Genomic DNA, 21,456 nt, shown 5'->3' with positions numbered 1-21,456 from the left:
TGGCGTGTAACAACACCCCTGATGCTGGATTCGGTTCCATGGTTCCCCATTTCCAACCCTGAGTAGTATGGCGCAACGAATGCGGCGGTTACAAGGGGAAAAGTTCGCTCGTGTCGCAGAATCGAATCGCGGGACAGGGCTTTCTGATCCAATTTCATGAAAATGAGATGATTACATGACATCCTGCCTGTTTGGCCGCAAAAGAAACAGGTCTCCAGAAGTCGGACCGGTGTTTCGTGATTGAAACTTCAAGGCGAGTCCCCTGAAAGATCTGAGAGAATCTGTGAAGATCTGTGTGGAATCATTTTCGTTGTTCCATGCAAACAGGCGTGATGTGGCATTGTCCGACGAGAATGACTTCCCACGGAACTCCACAGATTCTCACAGATGGAACGCTTTAAGCATCCTGAATCAAGAGCATTTCAAGGTGCCATAGTGCGAGAAAGATCGAAAAGAGAATCAATCGGTGCAATCCGACACGCTTATTCGTGTGGATTTGTGTCCATTCGTGGTTCAGCGTTTTGAGCATCATACGGCCATGGTCGTAGAAGACTTGGATGGGAAAGCCCGGATGCGCGGGAGAAATTCTTGCGAAACGCCCCGCGATCGGCGCAGTCTAAAGGGTGACGCGGCCGACTGGACCGAGTGCCTGGGTGGAAGGCACACACACTGCTGCGGTGTGGCTCCGGCATGGACCGCGCATTCTTGGGGAATGACGCCATGCGCCTCGCTACCATCCTGTTTCTGGGAATCCTGACCTGTTTCGGGGCCGTTTCCGCGCCCCTTTCCGTGGATTCGCTTCGTTGCGAATATCTTAACGACCCGTTGGGGATCGACGTGCCCGCGCCACGCCTGAGCTGGGTACTTTCCTCTGCAGCGCGGGGCGCGCACCAGTCGGCCTGGCAGGTGCTCGTGGCGTCCACGCCGGATCTGCTTGCACGGGATCAGGGCGACCTGTGGGACTCGGGCAAGGTGCCCACGGACCAGTCCAATCAAGTGTCCTATGGCGGAAAGGCGTTGCACACCGGACAGCGGTGCCACTGGAAAGTACGGGCGTGGAACGGGGCGGATGAAGTCTCCCCCTGGAGCGCGCCGGCTTTCTGGTCCATGGGTCTCCTCAACGAAGCAGACTGGAAGGGCTCCTGGATCGGGATGAAGGCGGGCGCACAAGCGCCGACGCTTCAGGCCGAGGCCCTTAAACACGCCAACTGGATCTGGTACCCCGGCGACGAGCCCGTGGTGTCGCCGCCACCCGGCGAACGCTACTTTCGCGCGAACTTTCAGGTGCCGGATCCCGCCGCGATTGAATCGGTAAACGCCTGGTTCACGGCGGATAACCGCGCGGAGCTTTATCTGAACGGTGAGGCCGCGGCGTCCATCGAGACCTACAACGAAGTGCGTGCCGTGGACCTGACGGGCCGCGTGCGGGCTGGTGAGAATGTTGTCGCCATCGCCGCCCGAAACAACGGTGCCGCGCCCAATCCAGCGGGACTGCTTGCGGCGGTCGAAGTCCGTTTCAAGGACGGCACAATCCTCGTGAAGGGCACCGACGCCACCTGGCGAAGTTCCGCGCAGACGGAGGAGGGCTGGATGTCGCCGGGCTTCGCCGACAGCGCCTGGAAGGCGGCGCACGTGCTCGGGCCCCTGGGTTGCGAACCCTGGCCCGGTGTCGGTTTCTCCGACAAGCGGCGCCTGGCGGCGCGTATGCTGCGCAAGGATTTCGCAGTGGATGCGCGTCCGATTCGCGCCACGGCCTATGTGTCCGGGCTGGGTCTCTTTGCGCTCCATATCAACGGGCAACGCATCGGCGATGAAGTGCTGGCGCCGGGCCTGACGGAGTACAACAAGCGCGCGTTCTACCGTACCTTCGACGTGACGGACCAGTTGCAAGATGGCGCCAACGCCGTGGGCGTTGTGTTGGGCAATGGGCGTTACTTCGCGCCGCGTGGCCTGGTGCCCACGCGCACGACAACCTACGGGCTGCCCTCGCTGCGTTTTCAGCTTGAACTAAACTATGCCGATGGCAGGGTCGAGCACATCGTGTCGGACAAGACGTGGAAGGTAACGGATCAGGGACCGATTCTGGCCAATAACGAATACGACGGTGAGCACTATGACGCGCGCCGGGAGATGTCGGGCTGGAGCGCGTCGGGCTTTGATGCGAGTACGTGGTCGCCGGTGGATGCGATGGCGGCGCCTGGCGGTGTGTTGTCGGCCCAGATGGCCGAGCCCATCCGCGTGACCGGCAAGGTGTCCCCGAAAATCATCAGCCAGCCGAAACCGGGCATGTACGTTTTCGACATGGGACAGAATATGGTGGGCTGGTGTCGCCTGAAGGTGAAAGGACCCGCCGGCAGCACCGTCAAACTGCGCTTTGCCGAAACCCTGAAGGAGGATGGCACACTCTATCTGGCCAATATCCGGGGCGCCGAAGTGACCGACGTGTACACGCTCAAGGGTGACGGCGTGGAATCCTGGGCGCCCGAGTTCACCTACCATGGCTTTCGCTACGTGGAAATGACGGGCTACCCCGGCGAGCCTTCGCTGGACGCGCTCGAAGGGGAACTGGTCAACGACGACATGGCGCCATCGGGCGCCTTTACCTGCTCGAATCCCCTGCTGAACCAGATCTACAAAAACATCGAGTGGGGCGTTCGGGGCAACTACCGCAGCGTGCCCACAGACTGTCCCCAGCGCGACGAGCGCCAGGGCTGGCTGGGCGATCGATCCGCGGAATGTACGGGCGAAAGCTATCTCTACGACGTGGCCGCGTTCTACGCCAAGTGGACGACCGACATCGCAGACGCGCAGCGGGACGACGGCAGCGTATCGGATGTATGCCCGTCTTACTGGCCGATGTACAACGACAACGTCACGTGGCCCAGTACCCTCCTTATGGCGCCCCACATGCTCCTGACCCAGTATGGCGACACGCGGAGCATTGAAGCGCACTACGACGGCATGCGGCGATGGATTGCCCACATGGAGCAATACATTCAGGATGGCCTTATGCCGAAAGACAACTACGGCGACTGGTGCGTGCCACCGGAGGAAGAGCACCTGATTCACTCGAACGATGAGTCGCGCAAGACTTCGGGCGAGGTGCTGGGCACGACCTACTTCATCTACGACCTGAAGCTCATGGCGAAATACGCCACCATGCTCGGCCACGGGGATGACGCTGCGCGTTACACGGCCCAGGCCAAGGCCATGACGGAGGCCTTCAACAAGAAATACTGGAACGCGGAAAAGGGTTACTACGCGAACGGCTCCCAGACCGCCCAGGTACTGCCCCTGTATTTCGGCATCGCTCCGGCGGAGGCGGAGGGACCGGCCTTTGACCATCTGGTGAACAAGATCATGGTTGAGGGCAAGGGCCACATCGGCACCGGGCTCGTGGGCGGTCAGTGGCTCATGCGCACCCTCTCCGATCGCGGTCGCGCGGACGTGGCCTACACGATCGCGACGCAGACGGACTACCCGAGCTGGGGCTACATGATCGGCCAGGGCGCCACCACCATTTGGGAGTTGTGGAATGGCAATACGGCCGACCCCGCCATGAACTCCCACAACCATGTGATGCTCGTGGGCGACCTGTGCATCTGGTTTCACGAGTATCTTGCGGGGATCCGCCCCGATCCGGAAGCGCCCGGCTTCAAGCACATCCTCATGAAGCCCCACGTGGTGGGCGACCTGACCCACGTCTCCGCCACCCACCGATCCCTTTATGGCGACATAAAAAGCGCGTGGAAAGTGGCCGATGGCGCACTCGTGTGGGAAGTGACCATCCCGCCCAACACGACCGCCACGGTAAGTGTACCGGTGAAGGATGGTGGGGTGGTCAGCGAAGGCCAGGTTCGTGCGGAGTCGGCCGAGGGGGTGAAACTGCTGGCTGCGGAGAGCGGCTATATCCGCTACGAAGCTGGCGCGGGTACCTACCGGTTCAGCACCGCGTGGTGACGTAAGAGCAAAAAAGGGGCCATCCCGTCCGCGGGATGGCCCCATTCATTGAACGGCTAGATCCGCAGGAAGATCTTCCGGCGATACATCCAGAAGAGCATCAACCACATCACCAGAAGTATCGCGATGCCGTGCATCAGCGGTTCGTAGCCCGCGCCGGCAAAGGCAAAGAAATTCTGGCCAAGATGCGTCTTGAGATTGTTGCCAACGAAGCCGCGCAAGGTCTCGGTGATGAAGTAGGCGGCGATAGAGTTCATGCCGATGACTTTGAGTGGGAAGATCCAGCCCTTTACATTCGCCATGTCGATGATCGCGTAGAAGGCCGCGAGCAGCAGAATGCACCAGCCGCCGCTGAAGAGCACCCAGCTCGGCGTCCAGATCTTCTTGACCACGGGGCAGATGCCCAGCGCGCCCAGAAGCCATCCGGAAAAGAGGCAGGCCACGCCGGCGATGGCGAGCCACTGAACTTTTTGTTTTGGCGTTCTGTCGCTCCGGAGTACTTCGCCGGCGATGAGCCCGAGAATCATGGTGCCCAGCGTGGGAATGAAACTGAGGGTGGAGTAGCCGCCCCGGTTGAAGAGAAAGGGCGTCTCGCGCGGGAAGAGATTGAGGAACCAGGTGTCGAAGGCCCAGGCGAAATTGGTGTTGAGGTTCCAGTGCGCGGCGAAGCCCGTCAGGTTGTGCTCGTACGCGGCGGTAATGCCGATGCTCGCCCAGTCGAAGTCGGCGCCCGGCAGGGGATAGAGCGCGAAGGCAAGCCAGTAGCCCACGAGGATCGTCGCCAGGGCGCCCCATTGGACGCGCATGGATCCGAATCCAATGAGGAACAGAAAACCGTAGCCGAGACCAATCTGAGAAAGGGTGTCCTCAAAGGTCCACTTGGTCATTTCCTGGCCCGTCGAACGCAGGAAGACGCCCAGAAGTATCAGGAGCAGAGCGCGCCAGAAGGCGTGGAGAGAGAGGCGCGTTCGAGATTGTCCCTTTCCCATGCGGGCGGCGATGGAAAAGGGCAGGGCCACGCCCACGATGAAAGAGAACGAGGGCTGGATGAGGTCGTGGAGGCTGCAGCCGACCCACTTGACGTGACTCTGTTGCTGGTGAAGAAAAGCCCAGAATCCGCTTTCAGGAAAAGCCTCGGCGACACTACCGAATCGGAGTACTTCGGCCATGAGCAGAAACATGACCAGGCCGCGATAGGCGTCGAGGGAGGCGAGACGTTGGGGCAGCGTCGGGGTGGGGGAGAGTGGCGTAGTAGTCATGGTGTACTTTCCGGGGGCGGGTGGAAATTCGACCGGGGCCGCCAAACCGTCTGTCTTTCCGACGGAGGGCGGACCACAATTTCGAAGAGTCTACCAGAGTGCGCCGGAGGGTTCCATCGAAAAGTCCCTAAACGGACTGCACGTCGCCGACTTCTTCTTCCAGACGCTCGTGGAGCCGGTTCAGACTCTCCTGGATCTCCAGGCGCTTCGCCTCGATGGCCTCGCGTTCGGTGCTTTCGGCTGGCGCGATGGGCGGCGCATAGCCGTAGACGAGACGGGCGAAGGGCTTGGGCACGGCCATGCGGTCCCAGGTGCGCAGGCGCCAGCTCTTGCCAATCGCGAAGGCGATGGGGACTACGGGAATGCCCGAGCGCGCGGACAGAATTGCCAGCCCCGGCTGGGCCTGGCGCCGGGGGCCTCGGGGACCGTCCATGGTCAGACCGACGCATCCGACGAGCTTCAGGGCTTTCTCCAGCTCCCTCAGGACTTCCGCGCCACCGCGCGAACTGGATCCGCGGACGCACTCCACGTTGAACTGATGGGTGAGGCGGGCGGCAAGTTCGCCGTCAAAGCTGTAGCTGGAGGCGGCATGAAAATTGGAGCCCGAGTGCTTGTAGAGGGCGTAGGCCGTGGCTTCGTGCCAGAGTGCGATTATGGCGTGGCCGTGGGTGGCTACGGTGTCGTCAAGAAAATGCTGATCGCGGGTTTCACGGGGGCAGGTGAACAGGATCGCGCGAAGAAGGCCAACAATGACTGGCGGCAAAACGGCAAGCTGAAGCTTTTGCTTGCGGGTGAAGGTGTTGGGGGAAGTGTAGTTCAGTTCCGGCAGCTTCACCGACGCTCAAGCCCCCGGACGAGCTGGTAAATTACTCGGGTGCGGGGCGTGGGGAGCGAGGCGATCTGCGCACGGCGCAAGACTTCCCCGCTGATCGCCTCAATCTCGGTGCGTTTGCCGGCGCGAATGTCCTGCAGCATGCTGGACACATTTTCGCTCGTGGCCTCGCACATGGACTCGGCGATTTCAACCAGGCTGTGCTCGAAGCGGTACCCTTCGGTGGCGGCGACTTTCACGGCCTCCACGACGAGGTCGCGCATGAGCTGGCGCGTTTCCTTGTTGTGGAGGAGCTGGCCGTTGTTCACGTTGAGAATGGCCGTGAGCGGATTGATGGCGGCGCTGATGGCGAGCTTTTCCCAAAGGAGCTGGCCCGGCGATTCCGTCACGGCAACTTCGAAACCGGCCACCGCGAGGGCTTCCCGGGCCGCACCGGTGGCGCAGGAGGTCCAGGACCCGAGTCGCGTGATTCCGGCGGCGACATGGCGGGTGCGGCCTTCACCCAGCAGGGTGGCGGCCTCCGCGGTGGTGCCGGCGAGTACTCGGGCGCTTCCCACGAGGGCGCAGAGCATTTCCACGTTGCCGAGCCCGTTCTGGAGGGTGAGCACGGGGGATTCCGGCGGTAATTTCAGGTCGCCGGTGCTGTGGGACTTCGTGAGGACCAGGATCAGATCCTGGCCCGCGGGAATCTTGGTGGCGATGGTCGGGTGGACCGTGACGGACTCCTCCTGGCGCTCAACCGTGATCCCGCTTTTGGAGAGTCGCTCCGCCCGCTTCAGATCGTAGTCCACCAAGTGGGTTTTTACGCCGCCCTGAACGAGCCGCGCCGCAAATAGGCACCCCAGCGCACCTGGGCCAACCACGGCAACCTTCATCATAATAGACTCCCGCGCCGTCCCTGGGACTTGCGCCTGTACCTTGCCTTGTTCCCATTCGGCGCAACGCCGAACCGGGAAAACTCACTCGATCGGGAAACTTCGGGGGGACGGCGCCGTTCAGGGCAGGCGCACGACCCACGCGCCCTCCAGTCCGGGCTTGCTCTTCATTTTTTCGCAGGCCGCCTTGGCTTCCTCGCGGGTATCGAAGCCGGACACGACCACTTTATGGTAGGTGCCGTCGGCCGCCACGATGATTTCGGCGTTCTGCTGTGCTTTGGCTTTCAGGCTGCGCTGGAATTCTTTGGCCTGGGTGCTGCGCTGGGGGCCATCGAACGAGGCAACCTGAATTCCGAAGGATCCTTTAGTCGCGGTGGGCGCCGCGGGCTTCTCCGCAGGGGCGGGCGTCTTCGGCGGCGCCGCCTGCGTTTTCGGCGGTGTGACGGCTTCCGCCGTTTTCATGGGCTTCTCCGGTTCCTTTTCTTTCGGGGGAGCCGTGGTCTCGGGCCTGCCTGTGGGCGGGATAATCTCCGGAGTCGTTCCCGAGGGCGGGGTTGCCGCCGTCGTGTTCTTGGCTACGGTGGTCGGCGCCTGTACCGTGGCGGGCGGCGTAATACCGGGGACGGCGGCCATTTCGTCAGGCTCTACGGGCTCGATTTTGGGCGTGGGGGCCTTGTTCATGTCGACCGGCGTACGAACCATGGGGGTGGGACCTCCCGGTTCGGGCAGGGCATTGACCGGCGTGGAACGCAAACCGGTGCGGACCACGGTGTCCGACGGCTTCTCGGGGGCCGGGGTATTTTCCGGGGCCTTGATCGCCGCCGCGGTCGGGCCGGGCGCCGCTGCCGGTGCCGCTGCGGAGGCTGCCGCATTCGGGCCGGGAACCGCCGAGGGCGCCGTCGTGTTCGTGGCGGCCGGTGCGGGGGGCGGCGTCTGCGGTGAGGCAGGCGCGGGCGCGGGCGCGGGGGCTTCGGTCGCGCCCGCCGGGGCAGGCGCGGGCATAGGCTCCACCGGTGCGTTCGAAGCCACCGGTTCCAGCGGATTGTCGTTCAGGGCTATGACGTACCCCGCGGCAAAACAGATTACCCCGAAGCCAATGGCCACGGCGATGCCGATTATAAGCTGGCTTGAACTCCAGTCGTTGCCGACGGGTTCCAGACCATGATTGGATCGATATGAACTATGCCTGGGCATGAAGTGCCTCCTCGTTTGCGAAAGCCACATAGCCCGCGGCGTACCCACGGGTGCTTCCACTGCCAGCCAAGGCGGATTCCATGACTTTCACTTCCCTATCCTCATCATCAGCGGCTTCGTCCAAGTCCTCGTCGCCATCTTCGTCCTCATCATCTTCGTCGTCAAATTCGTCATCATCATCATCGTCGTCGTCAAATTCGTCTTCTTCATCATCGTCCTCATCATCATCGTCGTCAAATTCGTCTTCATCATCTTCGTCGTCAAATTCATCTTCGTCATCATCATCATCATCATCGTCAAACTCGTCTTCTTCGTCTTCCGCCGAGGAATCCAACGGTTCCCCTTCATTCTCCGGAGTGGTGGTGGCAGAGTCAGGCATCTCGGAAGATTCGGGGCTATCCTCGTCAAGCGGATTGGTCGCGGCGGGAGCCTCGACCTCCGCGGTTGCGGGCGGCGGCGCGGCGGCCTGCTCCAGCACCTGCAGGCGCTCGATCAGCAGCGTTCGGGCCTTATCCATTTCCGCATAGGTAAATTGTGGATCGGGCACCTCAATCAGCCGGTTGCCGATGCGATCGGTATAGAGCGTGATCCGCACCTCGCCATCGGATTCGTCCGACTCTTTGATAAGCCGAAACACCTTCTGGCGACGCAACAGGCCCGCCGCGAGAAAGGCCTTGGCCATCTCGATACGGGACTGCTCTTCCGCCGCTTCATAGAAAAGCTGGCGCAGGGGAGAAAAGACCTCGGCCGGCTCCTGGTTTTCAATTTTCGGGTCATGATAGACCATGGACCACACCGAGTAGGCGTCTTTGCTTTGCTCGGAGTTCCAGCAGTCCCGACAGAAATCCTGCCGGTGCAGGACGCCCTCGGCGACCTTGACGGTGGAGGTAAGTTCCTGCTCGTGCTGAAAGTCATTGCCGCAGGCCGCGCAGGAATGGGAGTTCTTACTGATCTTAATATTCATTTAATGGATACGATTCGCCTGGGGTTGAACACATCTGCTCACTTTACTCGTTTGGCGCCTTCTTGCCCCCTGCGCCAACGATTCCACCCCCAATCTTAAACAGATCGAGGAGGATTTGTCTAGGCAGGTCGACCACTTTCATCACATCGCTGGTGACTTCGACCGCGCCGCTTACAATGGTGTCCCCCATGGAAGGCATTCCATCGAGCTCCATTTTCGGGTTAAAGGTGGGGCCGAAGATATGAAAGGCGATCTGGAGGTTGGTTTGGCTCCGCTTGAGACCGTCCAGATTGAAATAGGTCCGCAGCGCGGGAATCCCCTTGGCCGTGTCGGGCGGGAGCGAGAATTTGAGGTGGAAGTCCATATCGCCGGAGAGCACAAACTGGCCATCGCCCGAGATGGTGACGGCTTCGGATTCCAGGATCATGTTGGTGGCCTTGACCACATCGCCCTCCAGGGTGAGGTCGGAGGCGAAGCGCGAGAAGCGCAGCGAAGGGGGAATGCTCACCGTGCCTTGCTCGATCTGCTGCTGAAACTTGGAGAAGAGGTAGTCGGCGCTGAACTGGCCGTCCACCACATCGAAATAACCCGTGCCCGCGAGGGTCCCACTGTCGTCCTGGTCGATGGAGTACTGTATGCCGCCGGTCATAGTGCCGGTAAATATCTCCGGAAGCTTCAAATGTTCCAGCAGGTGGGAGGCGGGCACATCATCCCAACTGGCGTTCAGCCGATTGATGTTGTCGGGATTTGAAGAGGAGTAGACCCCGCCGATTTTGCCGTTGTCCACCGTGGCCTCGAATCGTTCAAAGCCGCTCTCGTGCTTGCGGGTGTAGGCCCTGCCGGTGAAGGCGCTGCCGCGCCAGGGGGGATAGACGAGGGTGTCGGCCGAAAGCGTGTAGGTCCAGTCGCGATCCAGCGGCGGATAGGTTTTCAGGGAGGGATCGTCTTCGGCGCGGGGGGGCAACAGCCAGCGGGTGCCGAAGGGGGGGAGTTCCGCCGACGTGGTATGGAGGGTGAGGAGACCCGTGCGCTCCTCGCCGGCCTTTACGACCGTGGTATCGACGCGTACATTTTTTCCGGTGATGGGCTGACGGGAACCTTCGGGCAACAGGGCGAGTTCGTCCACCAGGCCGCCGATGGTTAATTCGATCACTTCGGGGCTCTGCGATTTCTTGACCCAGTGAAGGTAGGCCTCCGTTCCCGTGCCGCCGGAGATGGCATAGGGGAAAACCAGGACCTTGTTGGCGGTTCCCATGCTCACATTGGGGGAAGTCGCCTTCAGGTCGTCCAGCGCCCATTTTCCACCCCGGTGGGTGAGGGAAGCCCTGGTGTCAATCTCGATGGTATCGAGGGCGGCCAGCATGGAGAGTGTGGCGGACTTTCCCGGCTTGAGGTCGAAGTGGAGTTTTTCCAGGCGCGCTCCGATTCCGGGGGCCTTCTTGAACCACCACTCCCACTCGATGCCGGTACGAGTGAGGTCCACCGTGGCGTCGTAGGTGTGATGTCCGGGGGCGATGGTGCCGGTGAGGGCGTCCAGGGCGAGAGGCCCATAGAGGTTCAGGCTGCGACTGGACTTGAAGAACTCCAGTTCCTCTACCGTACCGAGATTACCGGCGATGGAAAAATTCAGGGTTTTCTCGGCAAGCTGGTAGTGGGCGCTTCCCATGACGGTGTTGCCCGCGATACGGGCGACCATGGGGTCGAAAACCAGCCCGTCGCTGCCGAGCTGAAAATTGCCGGAGATGTCCTCGGCGTGCAGCTTGGAAGGGCCATGCTCGATGGAGCCGCCGCTGAGGGAGAGGGTGCCCGTGGGGAAGGACTGTTCGGAATTCCAGGCCACGCTCATAAGGCTGAATTTGAGATCGGCCCTGGGCAGGGCGGGGTCGGTCGGCGCAAAGCGCAGCGCCCCGTTGCCCAGTTGCGCTTCGACCCCCAGGCGGGCGTTGTTGGCCTGACCATTCAGGGTGACGAAAAATTTGTAGGGCTTCGGCGCGTCGATTTCGAGGCTGCCGTACTGGGCGAGCCACTCCTTCATTACAAAGTCAAGCACATCGTTCACCGGGAGCTGCTGCACCTCCACCTTGAGATCGAGATCGGGCAGGTCCTGGGCGAGGGAAACGGTGCCTTCGACCCGGCCCTCGAAGTCCGGCGAAAGGGTCTTGGCGGAGTTCAGGGTCAGCAGGCGCGTGTTCACGTCGTAGCTCGCCAGGGCGGTCAGCAGGCCCTCGGAAGGTACGGGGAATCGCTGGGGCGTGGCGAGGGCCACATTGTTGAAGGGGAGCTCCAGCGAGACCACCATGGCCTTGCGGGGGTAGCCCGCAACGCGCAGGCTCGGCCGTACACTGCCGGACGTGAACAGATCGGTCGCGGTGGGGAGGAAGGCGGCGACATCCTGGGCCGTCAGGCCGTCGCTCTGCAGGCGCAGGTCGAAATCTTCGAGGGAGGCATAGCGCGCGAAAACCTCGAAGGCGCTCCGAGAGGCCTGGTCCAGGCGTCCGTCCACATTCGCGATGATGTGGGGGGAGTCGGAGAGCCGGTTCAGATCGAAGTTCACGTGCTCCACCCGGAAGGTGGACTCGCCCACGATCCGGTCAATTTCGAGGGTGCAGTTCCGGCCCAGGGCCCTGAAGGGGATATTGCTGGTAAGGGCGGAGCGGCTGGTGAGCTCGTCCGTGATCCACTTGTGATCCACCGGGCGCGACAGGCGGACATGGGCGTTGTCGAGTTGAAGGCGATCCAGCACCACGGAGCCCCGGAGCAATTCGAGCAGGCTCACATGGAGGAGGGCCTCCGGCACGGCAATGTCGATGGCGGGGCCCGCGGGGGCCGCATAGGCCAGGTGGAGCTCCTGAAGGCGGAGGCCGGCAACGCCGTGGACCTGCACGCCGGTCGTTTCGAGCTGGATACCGGTGCGCTCTTCGATTGCGGTCTGGACACGGCCCCGCAGCACGGCGAGCTGGTACTTGGCGAGCAGCAGCCCGCCCGCCAGGAGCGCCGTCAACATGAGGAGAGCCAGCAGCCACAGACGTGTCTTGCGGCCCCGGCTCTCCCGTGGTTTTCGGTCATTCAGACCGGTCGTTTCAGTCGCCTGCACTCGCTTCCCGTACTACCTCTTCAACCTCGGGCGCGGCACCGCCCCATTGCAAGCCGCGGGCCTGAATAATCTGCTCGCGCAACTGCTCGGTGACGGCCGGATTGTCTTTCAGGTACTGGCGCGTGGCTTCCCGGCCCTGGCCCAGATTCTCGCCGTTCAGCGAGAACCACGCGCCACTCTTGCGGATGAGCTTTTCGTCCACCGCCAGATCCAGGATGTTGCCTTCCTTGGAAATACCTTCATTGAAGAGAATTTCGAACTCGGCATCGCGGAAGGGGGCCGCGAGCTTGTTTTTCACCACCTTCACCTTGACCCGGTTCCCCACATTCTCCTCTTTTTCCTTGATGGCCGCAATGCGCCGGATGTCCAGGCGGATGCTGGAGTAGAATTTCAGCGCGCGACCGCCCGTGGTCGTTTCCGGGCTGCCGAACATGACACCAATCTTGTCGCGGATCTGGTTGATGAAAATCACCAGCGTGTTCGAGCGGCTGATGATGGCCGTGAGCTTGCGCAAGGCCTGAGACATAAGCCGCGCCTGAAGGCCCATGTGGCTGTCGCCCATGTCGCCTTCCACTTCCGCCTTGGGAACGAGGGCCGCCACCGAGTCGATGACGATCACGTTCACCGCATTGCTGCGGACCAGGCTCTCGCAGATCTCCAGCGCCTGCTCCGCCGTATCCGGCTGCGACACGAGGAGGTTGTCGATGTCCACGCCAATCTTCGCGGCAAAACCGGGATCCAGGGCGTGTTCCGCGTCAATAAAGCAGGCAATGCCGCCGTTGCGCTGGGAATTGGCCACCACATGGAGGGCCAGGGTCGTCTTACCGGAGGATTCCGGGCCGAAAATCTCCACCACACGCCCCACGGGCAGACCGCCAATGCCCGTGGCCAGATCCAGGGTCAGCGCCCCGGTGGAAATCGCCTCCACCTTCTGGCTCATGCTGTCGTCGCCCAGGCGGACCAGGGTCCCCCGGCCAAATTGTTTCTCAAGTTGGGCCAGCGCGATATCGAGCGCTTTGACCTTTTCCGTGTCCGCGGTTGGTTTGGCAGCCATTCGTCTTTCCTCCAGTTGCACTGAATAAACATTCACCATGCGCGTATCTTGCCAGAATACTGAAAGGATGTCAAGTAAAAGTTTTCAGAAAAATTTCTTGGTAAATTTTGCCAAATTACAGGGACATCAGGGACGGCAGCGACGAATGCAAAAGCCTGCCGTCGCTGATGTCCCTGTCGTCCCTGCAACCTCGTGGGGCCATTATGCAGAATCCAAATCCACGGCGGCAAGCGCGCTGGACCAATGCGCATATCCTGTGGCATAATCAGTAATGCACGGCGTAAATAGAAGGACGCCGCGCAACGTTTACCCAGACTTCGTGGGGGCGACATGGTCTCGACGGGGGTGGATGAAACGTTGGTTGCGTGCCGAGGACTCCGGTGGCCTCGTAAAAAACCGGAACCCAATTAACTGCGAACGATCAACACGATTTCGCAATGGCTGCTTAATTGCCGCCTCGTCTTACCCTTGACCACCTGCTAAGGGGCTAAGACGCACGACAGCGGGTCTCGCGTCGGAACGTCGGTGGAACGTCCGATAGAGTAGGTTTCCCCCTAGCGGCCCTGGATAGCGAGCCTCACGCGATCCCGGGTGGCGAATCTTAAAAGACGGGCTATGCACGTAGACGCCTTCGTGGACACACTTTCGGACGCGGGTTCGATTCCCGCCGCCTCCACCATTAGAGAATACCCGCAGTCCGCTGGCCAAATGGTCGGCGGGCTTTTTGCATTCAAGGTGCGCTGACGGCGTAGTATGAACCAAATGAATTGCTTCATCCGGTTCGAACACCGGTTTTCTTATCTGTGTTTATCTGAGTCCATCTGTGGGAAACTTATCGCCCACTATTCTCGACGTGCCTTCGACTGCCTGCAGGAAGCAGGCGACCTTTTCCCACAGATGGACTCAGATAAACACAGATAAGTCGAGATGAAAAACACAAACAAAGGGCTGGAAACATGAGCAGCTTGACACCATCTCTCACCACCGAGACCGCAGCCCTGAAAGAAGCCTACACGGCCCTCAACCGGGGCGATATCCCTTCCTTCGTCAAAGACTTCGACGAGAACATCGAGTGGATCGAGTTTGCGGAGTCTCCGGGCGGCGGGACGTATACGGGACGCGCCGCGATAGAGGCGCACGCAACGCAGGCGCGGGGGACCTGGGCCGAGGGACGCTGCGAGCCGGAGCGGTTCATCGTCGCAGGGGACAAGATTGTTGTATTTGTCCACGTGCGGGTGCGTCTGAAAAGCGAAACGGAATGGCGGGAAGGGCGGATCGCCGATGTCTACACCTTTCGCAAGGGCAAGGCCGTTCACGTGCGCCTGTTCCTGGATCGTCGGCAGGCGCTCGAATGGGCCGGTGCGGAACTTTCAGAGTCAGATTAATCCGTTAGCTCCGTCTCGTGTCTGAATTAATCGACGCTACCGCTAGTTCGGCACGTTTTGCAATTCTGCCACGTATCGCCCCTCACGCTTGGCGGTTGCACTGGTAATTTTGGAGCACGCCAACGTGGGTTAGGCGTCCCGCCTGACCACATTGCCTATTACGATTGAGTACTGCGATGATGTTTTTTCGAGGGATATGCCGCACGTGCGAACAGCCAGGCAATGTTTGGGACGCGATGGTCAGGCGGGACGCCCAACCCACGTTGGTGTGCGAAACATGACTAAAATAACCGGTCTGTTTCTTATGTCCTCCCGATGGCGTACGCGGCGTGCGGCGCATTGTGCAATTCTGATACCCCAAGTGTGTTGTGCTTGAAGAAACCACTGGAAAATTGGGGGCAGGCCAACGTGGGTTAGGCGTCCCGCCTGACCCCATAGCCTCGGTCTGAATATTACGCTTGAGTGGTGTAATGACGTGGACGGGAACCATGCCGTACGTGCTTATTGCCAGGCGATGATTGGGGCACGATGGTCAGGCGGGACGCCCAACCCACGCTGGTATGCGAAGCAGGACGTAGATAACGAGGCTGTTTCTGATGCCCTCCCGATAACAATTCTAGTCCAGGCGAAGTAGTGGATTTAGCAAAACTTGCCTGTTCATACGCTGTTTAGTTTGCGGCCGCATACATTCGTGGCAAGAGTCATATGCGCGTGCTAACAGAAAATTGACGCGACTCGCCTTGATCAATTAATCCTCAGGTCGTAGAATCTGCGCGGCACACACATCGCCCCGTCCTCAGTCACGACCTGCTTTCGGGGCTTACCGATTCAAACCTTCTGCGCGGGTGCCGCGCAACGACAGGTGAACCATGCAATCTCGACGTGAATTTCTTAAGGCCGCCGCCGCCCTGGGTTCGGCCTCCGTGGTGTGGAGCGGCATGCCCGAGGCCATTGCTGCTGCGGCGGCGATCAACCCCGCGCCCGGATCGACCTTTCACGACGCGGAGCACGTGGTGATCCTCATGCAGGAGAACCGCTCCTTCGATCACGCCTACGGATCGCTGCGCGGCGTGCGGGGCTATCGCGATCCACGAGCGCATCGCCAGCCCAATGGGATGCCGGTCTGGTTTCAGCCGGACACCGACGGCACGATCATCCCGCCGTTTCGCATGGACATGGAGGGCTCGAAGGTCACCTGGATGGGCGGCACGCCCCACTCCTGGCAGGATCAAGTGGATGCGCGCAATGGCGGCCGCTACGATCAATGGCTTCCGGCCAAGCGGCGCGACGACGGCTTCCCCATGACCATGGGCTTTTTTACACGGGAGGACATTCCCTTCTACTATGCCCTGGCCGATGCATTCACGGTGTTTGACCACGCCTTCTGCTCTTCGCTGACGGGCACAACGCCAAACCGGCTGCACCTCTGGAGCGGCACGATTCGCGAGGATGCGGCCCATCCCGCGCGGGTGCAGAACGGCGACACGGACTACGATGCCGAAGCGGCCTGGACCACCTACCCGGAGCGCCTGGAAGACGCGGGAGTCTCGTGGAAGATTTACCAGAACGAGATATCGCTGGATACCGGGCTCGTCGGCGAAGAGGACGCGTGGCTTTCCAATTTCACCGACAACCCCATCGAGTGGTTCAGCCAGTTTCGCGTTCGTTATTCAAAGCAGCGCAGGGCCCACCTTCCGAAGCTCATCGAAATCCTCGGAGTGAAACTGAAAGAAGCGTCCGAAGCGCTGGCCAGCGGTACCCTGTCCGCCGAGGCATCGGCAAAGCTCGCAAAAGATCGCGCGCGAGGGGAGCAGATTCTTGAGAGTGCCCGAAAGGAATTGACCGAGTACACGGACGCGGGCTGGAACAGCCTGGACGCCAAAGCAAAGGCGCTCCACGAGAAAGCCTTCTGCACGAACGAGGGCGATCCCGATTATCGCACGCTCGTAGAGCACCACTACGATGACGAAGGCCAGGCCCGCACGATCCAAGTGCCCAAAGGCGATGTGCTCCACCAATTCCGCAAGGACGTCGACGGCGGCACGCTTCCGGCGGTTTCCTGGCTCGTCGCGCCCGAGCGCTTTTCCGATCACCCCGGCTCCGCCTGGTTTGGCGCGTGGTACTTGAGCGAAGTGCTCAACATCCTCACGCGCGATCCCGAAGTGTGGAAGAAGACCGTCTTTATTCTGTGCTACGACGAGAACGATGGGCTCTTCGATCATCTTCCTCCCTTTGTGGCGCCCCATCCAGGGCGCCCCGAAACGGGCAAGTGCTCCGAAGGGCTCGACACCGCCCTCGATGTTTCCGACGCGCACGAGCGCGATCATTCCATCGGTCTGGGTTATCGCTGTCCGCTGGTTATCGCGTCCCCGTGGACTCGGGGTGGTTGTGTGAACTCGCAAGTCAGCGACCACACGTCCATCCTCATGTTCCTTGAGCAATGGCTCGCGGGCAAAGGCACACCCGTGAAAGAGACCAATATCAGCCCCTGGCGTCGTACGGTCTGCGGCGATCTCACCTCCGCTTTTAAACCCTGGAACGGAGAAGAGTACCCGTTGCCGGAATACCTCGACCGGGACGCCTATGTGGAGCGTATTCACAAGGCCAGCTTTACCGAAGCCCCGAAGGCCGCCGCACCGTTGAAACCGGGCGAGGTCGAGACCTTTGAGGTGGCGGCTTTCCAGGAACGCGGCGGGCGACCGTCTTGTCCCTTGCCCTATGAGCTGGAGGCGAATTTCCAGCCCGCGAAGGACGGCGTGACGATTCGCCTCGAAGCGGGCAACGCGCGCAACCAGGAACGGGCGGCGGGCGGCGCCTTCAATGCATACGTGTATGGCAAGGAAATGATCTGCCGGTCCTATGCGGTTGTGCCGGGTGATGCGATAGAAGACACGCTTCCGGTCGCGGGTGAATGCGATGTACGAATCGACGGACCCAACGGCTTCATGCGCGCACTTAAGAGCGCGGGAGCGCCCGTGTTCAACGCTGAAATTCGAAGTGACGGGGCGAGCCTTTCACTCGCCCTCGTCAACCTGACTGAACAGCCCATCGAAGTGGCGCTGGCCGACGAATCCTACGGGGATCGACTTCAGCCCGTTTCCCTGAAGCCAGGGCAGAAGCAGACGATTTCCATCGAGACCAACGCCGGAAAGCAGTGGTACGATCTTTCGGCGCGAGCCGGGGAGACCGCGTTAAGATTTGCGGGGCGGGTGGAGACCGGGGAATGGTCGATATCCGATCCGGCCATGGGGTGAGTATCTTCAGCCTTTTACAAACGCGCCCGCCGGGGATGTCTCCCGGCGGGCGCTTCCATTCGGCTATGCCTTGAGCGAGGCCATGTCGATGGAGAATCGATACTTCACGTCCGACTTCAGCAGGCGCTCGTAGGCCTCGTTGATCTGCTGGATTGCGATAACCTCCACATCCGCGGTGATGTTGTGTGCGCCGCAGAAGTCGAGCATTTCCTGGGTCTCGGCGATACCGCCGATGGGGGAACCCGACAGGCTGCGGCGTCCGAAGATGAGGTTAAAGGCGGACACGGCCATGGGCTTCTCCGGCGCGCCGACGAGCGTGATGGTGCCGTCACGGCGGAGAAGATTGAGATAGGCATTGACGTCGTGGTCCGCGGAGACGGCGTCAAGGATGAAGTCGAAGCTGCCGGCGTGCTGCTGCATTTCGTTGGCGTCTTTCGAGAGGACAACTTCGTCCGCGCCCAGGCGCAAGGCGTCTTCCACCTTGCCGGGGGAAGTGGTAAACACGACCACGTGGGCGCCGAGGGCGTGGGCAAATTTCACCCCCATGTGGCCCAGCCCACCCAGGCCGACAATGCCGACTTTCTTGCCGGGGCCGGCGCCCCAGTGGCGCATGGGCGAATAGGTGGTGATGCCCGCGCAAAGGAGGGGTGCGGTGCCCGCGAGATCGAGGTTTTCCGGGACGCGCAGGACATAGCGTTCATCCACCACGATGCTGTCGGAATAGCCGCCATAGGTAACCCCGCCGAGGTGTTTGTCCGGCGAGTTGTAGGTCAGCGTCATATTGCCGCAGAACTGCTCGAAGCCCGCTTGGCAATCGGGGCAGGTGCGGTCCGAGTCCACCAGGCAGCCGACGGCCGCCAGGTCGCCGACGTTGAAGCCCTTCACATGACTACCGACGCTGGTGACGCGGCCGACGATCTCATGGCCAGGGACGCAGGGGTAGACCGTGGGCATGACGCTTTTCCACTCGTCGCGCACCTGATGGAGATCGGAGTGGCAGACGCCGCAGAACAGAATCTCGATCTGAACGTCGTGCTCCAGGGGATCGCGGCGTGGAATCTGGTCGCCCGCAAGGGGGGAGGTGGCGCTGGCGGCGGAGAAGGCTTTGACGTTTTTCATGGTGTAACTCCTGTTTGTTGGGTATTTGGACTGCCGGCGGAATGACTTCGACTTGTCCGCATAATCGGCTTCGCTTGGACGGGTGAACGTAGGACAAGATTCCAAACGCTTCGGCCGCTCTACGCGTGAGGTCTATCGGACCTGCACAAATTCTACAACCAATTCTTAAGAATTGAGTATCACGATCCTCGGATATGCTGGTACAATCCTCCAAGGTTTAGCTTTATATCCGATTCAAGTGGGATGGAAGCATGGAGCGATTCATGAAGGCATCAATTGATCGCGAGATCCGCCGGCGGCAGGCCGACCTGGAAGAACTGGCCCAGCGCATCGCGCGGGTGGCCCGGCGCGATGGCGGCGTCGAGATTCAGCCCGGCCTTCACTTCCGCCGCGGTTCGGACACGACCGAACGCGTACACGGCGTCAGCGAGCCCTCCTTCTGCGTCATCGCCCAGGGAAGCAAGGAAGTCATGGTGGGTGAGGAGCGCCTGCGCTACGATCCCGCGCAATATCTCATCACCACGGTCGATCTCCCGCTGACGGGCCAGGTGGTCGATGCGTCACCCGAGAAGCCCTATCTCGGTTTTCGACTCGTCCTCGATCCTTCGGTCGTCACCGCCGTGATGCTCGATTTGGACGGCGAGCCACAGCGCGGCGACGGCGGCGGCGTGAAGTCCATCGACGTCAGTCCGCTCGATACCGATCTGCTGGATGCCACCCTGCGTCTCGCTCGGCTGGCCGAGAGCCCCGCGGACTATCGCGCCCTCGCGCCGCTGGTCATCCGCGAGATTGTTTATCGTCTCCTGACAGGCGCGCAGAGCAGCCGCATGCGCCATCTTGCGACCATCGGCGGCCAGGCGCACCGGATGGCGCGCGCGGTCAGAAAGCTGAGCGAGCGCTTCGACAAACCCTTTCGCGCCGAAGACATGGCGCGCGAACTCGGCATGAGCGTTTCGGGCTTCCACGCCCATTTCAAAGCGGTCACGGCCATGAGTCCGCTCCAGTTTCAGAAACAATTGCGCCTGCAGGAAGCCCGGCGACTCATGCTCAGCGAAGGGTTGGACGCATCGGAGGCGGGGTATCGCGTCGGGTACCGCGATCCGTCCTTTTTCAGTCGGGAGTACAAGCGCCAGTTTGGCGATGCGCCCACGAGAGATGTGGGGCGCCTGCGGGAACTGGCGGCCGCGGACATCGCGTCATGAGCCTGTTCCCCAGGGTCGTGACCGTGATTGCCTGTCTTTCCTATTCCCTGGTCGCCCTTGCCGCGTCGGGGGATCCCCGCTATATCTTTCTCAACGTGGCCTATGGTTCTGGCGAGCAGCGGGGCGAGAGCGAGGCGGATTTTCGAGCAACACTGACAGAAATTTCGAGAACCATCGGCGCATCGGAGCGGGAGGACATGCGCGTGGGCGTGAGCTGGATCTTCTCCGTGCTCAATTCGCCCATGGAACAGCAAACGCGCGCCTTGCACGATTTGTTGCGCGCCAGCGAGGCCACGGGAGTGCCCGTGCTGATTGTGCTCGACGGGCAGAACTGGTGGGAGAACCGCCCCGAGCTGTGGAACTGGTGGGATCCCGCGCGACCAGGCTATGACCCGGCGAACGTGCAGAACGTGGAGTGGTGCACCTGGGATCCCAGCGGTGCGGTGAAGATCGGATGGCGCAACTGGGGACGTCAATTGCGCGTGGCCCCAGCGCAGAACATCATGAGTCCCAAAGTGCTCAACGCGACGCTTGAGCCGATGAAGACACTACTCGGAATCGTGGAAGAATGGCGCCGGGCTCTCCCGCCTGCGCGCGCCCACCTCTTTGGCGGCGTGAAGCTGGGTTGGGAGGCCAGCATCGGCTACAACGCTTTCTACTATCCCGATGGGAATCAGTTCGCGGAGAAGTGGCCCGCCGAAGAAACGCACGATCCTGTCTATGGCCTGGACGCGACCAAAGGGCTGAGTGGCGGTCTGGCCCAGCTTGGCTACGCGGCGGTGAAAAGCGCCGGCATCAAGTCCGAGGGCGTGTTGACTCGCGACGACCTCGGCGAAGTGGTCCGGCGCTATCTCGGGTTGCTCGCAAAGACCGCCGCGGATGCCGGGTTGCCGCCCGAGAAGGTCTACGTCCACGAGGGCGGAACCTTGGAACCCTTCGAACGTCATATTCCCTTTTCCGCCGCGTTCAACGAATGGTCCACGCCGGGCTGGAGCATTTACTGGAAGGGCCCGGCGGATATGGCCCCGATAGAAGAGGCGATGGCGCACGCGGGTCGGACCCGCTGGGCCGCTGTGGAATGGCTGTGGCCCGGACAGGACCGCGCGGCCTGGGCGGAGCACTTTGTGAAGACCTTTCAGTTTCGCGATTGCCGCCATATTACCGTCTACAACTGGGAAGGCATCGAAAGCGACCTTGGCGCGCTGGAGGCCATCCAGCAGGTGGTGGGGGAATGGAAGGAACCGCCCGGGGCGCGCTGACGCCA

13 protein-coding genes and 1 other RNA gene are annotated in these 21,456 nt (G+C 61.3%); 6 read left to right on the top strand and 8 right to left on the bottom strand.

The features are described from left to right. The first annotated feature begins 720 nt into the window (after nt 1–720). A complete protein-coding gene (locus JNK74_11300) occupies nt 721–3,960 on the top strand; it encodes a glycoside hydrolase family 78 protein (protein MBL7646764.1) in 3,240 nt (1,079 codons plus the stop codon). A 56-nt stretch (nt 3,961–4,016) separates the two neighbouring features. Here JNK74_11300 and JNK74_11295 read toward each other — a convergent pair whose 3' ends face one another. The 7 genes from JNK74_11295 to recA all read right to left on the bottom strand — a co-directional run bounded on the left by JNK74_11295 (nt 4,017) and on the right by recA (nt 13,232). Then, nucleotides 4,017–5,141 carry a DUF5009 domain-containing protein gene (locus tag JNK74_11295; protein ID MBL7646763.1) on the bottom strand — a complete coding sequence of 375 codons (1,125 nt, stop codon included), beginning with the start codon at nt 5,139–5,141 and terminating at the stop codon, nt 4,017–4,019. Nucleotides 5,142–5,346: 205 nt separating this feature from the next. Continuing rightward, nucleotides 5,347–6,054, bottom strand: a complete 708-nt coding sequence (locus JNK74_11290) for a lysophospholipid acyltransferase family protein (protein ID MBL7646762.1) — start codon at nt 6,052–6,054, stop codon at nt 5,347–5,349. After that, the gene (locus JNK74_11285) at nt 6,051–6,929 is read right to left on the bottom strand and encodes a 2-dehydropantoate 2-reductase (protein ID MBL7646761.1); all 879 of its coding nucleotides are present in this window, start codon (nt 6,927–6,929) and stop codon (nt 6,051–6,053) included. The genes JNK74_11290 and JNK74_11285 overlap by 4 nt, the downstream gene beginning before the upstream one ends. A 117-nt stretch (nt 6,930–7,046) precedes the next feature. Beyond that, entirely contained in the window at nt 7,047–8,120 is a 1,074-nt protein-coding gene (locus JNK74_11280; protein MBL7646760.1) for an SPOR domain-containing protein, read from the bottom strand. After that, complete coding sequence (locus tag JNK74_11275) at nt 8,107–8,907, bottom strand: hypothetical protein (protein MBL7646759.1); 801 nt, start codon at nt 8,905–8,907, stop codon at nt 8,107–8,109. The genes JNK74_11280 and JNK74_11275 overlap by 14 nt, the downstream gene beginning before the upstream one ends. 220 nt (nt 8,908–9,127) lie before the next feature. Next, nucleotides 9,128–12,178: a hypothetical protein gene (locus tag JNK74_11270; GenBank protein ID MBL7646758.1), complete on the bottom strand. Its 3,051-nt coding sequence runs from the start codon at nt 12,176–12,178 to the stop codon at nt 9,128–9,130. After that, nucleotides 12,165–13,232 (bottom strand): recombinase RecA, encoded by a 1,068-nt coding sequence (gene recA / locus JNK74_11265; GenBank protein ID MBL7646757.1) that lies wholly within the window; start codon nt 13,230–13,232, stop codon nt 12,165–12,167. Before recA ends, JNK74_11270 begins: the two co-directional genes overlap by 14 nt. A 321-nt stretch (nt 13,233–13,553) precedes the next feature. On the opposite strand from recA, the gene ssrA reads away from it, so the two are divergent. The 3 genes from ssrA (at nt 13,554) to JNK74_11250 (ending at nt 17,871) form a co-directional block, all read left to right on the top strand. Continuing rightward, nucleotides 13,554–13,911: a transfer-messenger RNA gene (ssrA, locus tag JNK74_11260) on the top strand. A gap of 277 nt (nt 13,912–14,188) precedes the next feature. Further along, nucleotides 14,189–14,617, top strand: a complete 429-nt coding sequence (locus tag JNK74_11255) for a nuclear transport factor 2 family protein (protein ID MBL7646756.1) — start codon at nt 14,189–14,191, stop codon at nt 14,615–14,617. 869 nt (nt 14,618–15,486) lie between these two features. Next, the gene (locus tag JNK74_11250) at nt 15,487–17,871 is read left to right on the top strand and encodes a phospholipase C, phosphocholine-specific (GenBank protein MBL7646755.1); all 2,385 of its coding nucleotides are present in this window, start codon (nt 15,487–15,489) and stop codon (nt 17,869–17,871) included. Nucleotides 17,872–17,934: 63 nt separating this feature from the next. Here the strand turns inward: JNK74_11250 and JNK74_11245 are convergent, their stop codons facing one another. Further along, nucleotides 17,935–18,990: an NAD(P)-dependent alcohol dehydrogenase gene (locus JNK74_11245; protein ID MBL7646754.1), complete on the bottom strand. Its 1,056-nt coding sequence runs from the start codon at nt 18,988–18,990 to the stop codon at nt 17,935–17,937. 251 nt (nt 18,991–19,241) lie between these two features. Between JNK74_11245 and JNK74_11240 the strand changes: the two genes are divergently transcribed. Together JNK74_11240 and JNK74_11235 are read left to right on the top strand one after the other, a co-directional pair. Further along, nucleotides 19,242–20,192, top strand: coding sequence for an AraC family transcriptional regulator (locus JNK74_11240; protein MBL7646753.1), 951 nt, complete (start codon nt 19,242–19,244; stop codon nt 20,190–20,192). Next, entirely contained in the window at nt 20,189–21,451 is a 1,263-nt protein-coding gene (locus JNK74_11235) for a hypothetical protein (protein MBL7646752.1), read from the top strand. The genes JNK74_11240 and JNK74_11235 overlap by 4 nt, the downstream gene beginning before the upstream one ends. Nucleotides 21,452–21,456 lie beyond the last annotated feature (5 nt).

Source organism: Candidatus Hydrogenedentota bacterium (assembly GCA_016791475.1).
Lineage (GTDB): Bacteria > Hydrogenedentota > Hydrogenedentia > Hydrogenedentales > JAEUWI01 > JAEUWI01.
Note: the sequence above shows the minus strand (reverse complement) of the source record. Positions and strands in the feature narration are given on the sequence as shown.